The organism is Ideonella sp. P3_A4, assembly GCF_056403075.1.
In genome coordinates, this window is the sequence record NZ_JBFUGE010000649.1 from 1 (window position 1) to 3,204 (window position 3,204).

At 65.5% G+C, this 3,204-nt stretch carries 2 protein-coding genes; both read left to right on the forward strand.

Features of this window, described 5'->3' with window-relative positions; all coding sequences use genetic code 11:
• Positions 1 to 123: 123 nt before the first annotated feature.
• Positions 124 to 2,436: an NADH-quinone oxidoreductase subunit NuoG gene (gene nuoG / locus AC1DYI_RS30515; protein ID WP_477207868.1), complete on the forward strand. Its 2,313-nt coding sequence runs from the start codon at positions 124 to 126 to the stop codon at positions 2,434 to 2,436.
• Between the two features lie 26 nt (positions 2,437 to 2,462).
• On the forward strand, positions 2,463 to 3,204 hold a 742-nt coding region (locus AC1DYI_RS30520; RefSeq protein WP_477207869.1), incomplete at its 3' end, for a complex I subunit 1/NuoH family protein.

Below are 3,204 nucleotides of genomic sequence, written 5' to 3' on the forward strand. Positions count from 1 at the left end.
AAGCACTTCCGCGACGAGTTTGCCTACCACGTCGAGCACAAGACCTGCATGGTCGGTGGGGGTGCACACAAGCACACCCACGCTCACGCTACCGCTACCGCTACGGCCTGACGACGAAACAACATGGTTGAAATCGAACTCGACGGCAAGAAGGTCAGCGTCATCGAAGGCAGCATGGTGATGCATGCGGCCGATGCCGCCGGCACCTACATCCCGCACTTCTGCTACCACAAGAAACTCTCGATCGCGGCCAACTGCCGCATGTGCCTGGTCGAAGTGGAGAAGGCGCCCAAGCCGATGCCGGCCTGTGCCACGCCGGTGACGCAGGGCATGATCGTGCGCACCAAGAGCGACAAGGCGCTCAAGGCCCAGCAGTCGGTGATGGAGTTTCTGCTCATCAACCACCCGCTGGACTGCCCCATCTGCGACCAGGGCGGTGAATGCCAGCTGCAGGATCTGGCCGTCGGCTACGGCGGCTCGGCCTCGCGTTACCAGGAAGAAAAGCGCGTCGTGTTCCACAAGGACGTCGGCCCGCTGATCTCGATGGAAGAGATGACGCGCTGCATCCACTGCACCCGTTGCGTGCGCTTCGGCCAGGAAGTGGCCGGCGTGATGGAGCTGGGCATGATCCATCGCGGCGAGCATTCCGAGATCACGACCGTGGTCGGCGAGACGATCGACTCCGAGCTGTCGGGCAACATGATCGACGTCTGCCCAGTCGGCGCACTGACGAGCAAGCCTTTCCGCTACTCGGCCCGCACCTGGGAGCTGTCGCGCCGCAAGAGCGTCAGCCCGCATGATTCGACCGGCTCGAACTTGATCGTCCAGGTCAAGAACCACCAGGTGATGCGCGTCGTTCCGCTCGAGAACGAAGACGTCAACGAATGCTGGATCGCCGACCGCGACCGCTTCAGCTATGAGGCTGTCAACAGCCCGCAGCGCCTGACCCAGCCGATGATCAAGCAGGGCGGTCAGTGGCAGGCTGTGGACTGGAACACTGCACTGGGCTACGTGGCCGACGGTTTGAAGCGTGTGAAGGTCGAGTTCGGTGCCGAATCGATCGGCGCGCTCGGCAGTGTCAACAGCACGGTTGAAGAACTGCACTTGCTGGCCAAGCTGGTGCGTGGCCTGGGCAGCGACAACGTCGACCACCGCCTGCGTCATGCCGATTTCACGGCAGGTGAGGGCGCTCAATGGCTGGGCCTGCCGATCGCGGCGCTGACCAAGCTGGACCGCGTGTTCGTCGTTGGCTCGTTCCTGCGCAAGGACCATCCGCTGTTCGCACAGCGCAYCCGCCAGGCCGCGCGCCATGGCGCCAAGGTGCTGAGCCTGAACGCCGCGCACGACGACTGGGCCATGCCCGTCGCTGCGCAGCTGACGGCAACCCCGGGCTACTGGCCCCAGGCGCTGGCCGACATCGCCGGCTACATCGCCAATGCACGTGGCATCAATGCGCCGGTGCAGGCGATGGTGTCGCCGCAAGCCGAGGTGCTGGCGAACGCGCTGCTGTCCGGCGAGCGCAAGGCCATCCTGCTCGGCAACGCTGCCGCGCAGCACCCGCAAGCGTCGACGCTGCTGGCGTTGGCCAACTGGATCGGTGAACAGACCGGTGCAACCGTCGGCTTCCTGACCGATGGCGGCAACCGCGTCGGAGCCCAGCTCGTCGGCGCGCAGCCGGCCAACGGCGGCCTGAACGCCGGCCAGATGCTGACCCAGCCGATGAAGGGCCTGCTGCTGCTGAATGTCGAGCCCACGCTCGACGCCGCTAACGCCGCTGCGGCACGCGCCGCGCTGCAGGGCTCTGGCCTCGTCGTTGCACTGACCGCGTTCAAGGACGCTGCTGTCGACAACGCCGATGTGCTACTGCCGATTGCGCCGTTCACCGAAACCGGTGGCAGCTTCGTCAACGCCGAAGGCCGCCTGCAAAGCTTCCACGGTGTCGTGCGCGCGCTGGGTGACAGCCGCCCGGCCTGGAAGGTGCTGCGCGTGCTCGGCAACCTGCTGGGTCTGCAAGGCTTCAGCCAGGAATCGGTTGAAGAAGTGCGCGCCGAAGCGCTGGGCGATGCCAGCACGCTGGCGCAACGCCTGTCGAATGTGACCAAGGCTGGCTTGCAGCCGCCGGCACCGGTGCAAGGCCTGCAGCGTTTGGCCGAAGTGCCGATTTACGCGACCGACAGTCTGGTTCGCCGTGCCGTGTCGTTGCAGCTGACCGCTGATGCCAAGGCACCGGTGGCTCGCTTGCCGCAAGCGCTGTGGGCCCAACTGGGCTTGCAAGACGGTGTCAAGGTGCGCGTGTCGCAAGGCAACGCCAGCGCTGTGCTGCCGGCCTATCTGGACAACAGCCTCGCCGCGAACGTGGTGCGCGTGCCCGCCGGGCATGCAGACACCGCCTCGCTGGGTGCGATGTTCGGCCCCATCACCGTGGAAGTGGCCTGAGGCCCGAGCAGGACGCAGGAATCCTCATGATCGATAGCTTCAATCAAGCCGGCCTGGCGATGATGGGCGGCGTGCTCTGGCCGGTGGTCTGGTCGCTGATCAAGATCATCGTCGTCGTCGCCCCGCTGATGGGCTGCGTGGCCTACCTGACGCTGTGGGAGCGCAAGGCCATCGGCTGGTCGCAGATCCGCCCCGGCCCGAACCGCGTGGGCCCGTTCGGCCTGCTGACGCCGATCGCCGATGCGGTCAAGCTGATCTTCAAGGAGATCATCCGCCCGACCGCAGCGAACAAGGGCCTGTTCTTCCTCGGCCCGGTGATGACCATCATGCCGGCGCTGGCCGCGTGGGCGGTGATTCCCTTCGGCCCCGAGGTCGCGCTGGCCAACGTCAACGCCGGCTTGCTGTTCCTGATGGCGATCACCTCGATGGAGGTCTACGGCGTCATCATTRCTGGCTGGGCTTCGAATTCGAAGTACGCCTTCCTCGGCGCGCTGCGCGCATCGGCTCAGATGGTCTCGTACGAGATCGCGATGGGCTTCGCGCTGGTCGTCGTGCTGATGGTGTCGGGCAGCCTGAACATGACCGACATCGTGATGGTGCAGGGCAAGGGCCGCATGGCCGACATGGGCATGGGCGTGTTCTCGTGGAACTGGCTGCCGCTGCTGCCGATCTTCGTCGTCTACTTCATCTCGGGCCTGGCTGAAACCAACCGCCATCCGTTCGACGTGGTCGAAGGCGAGTCGGAAATCGTGGCCGGCCACATGATCG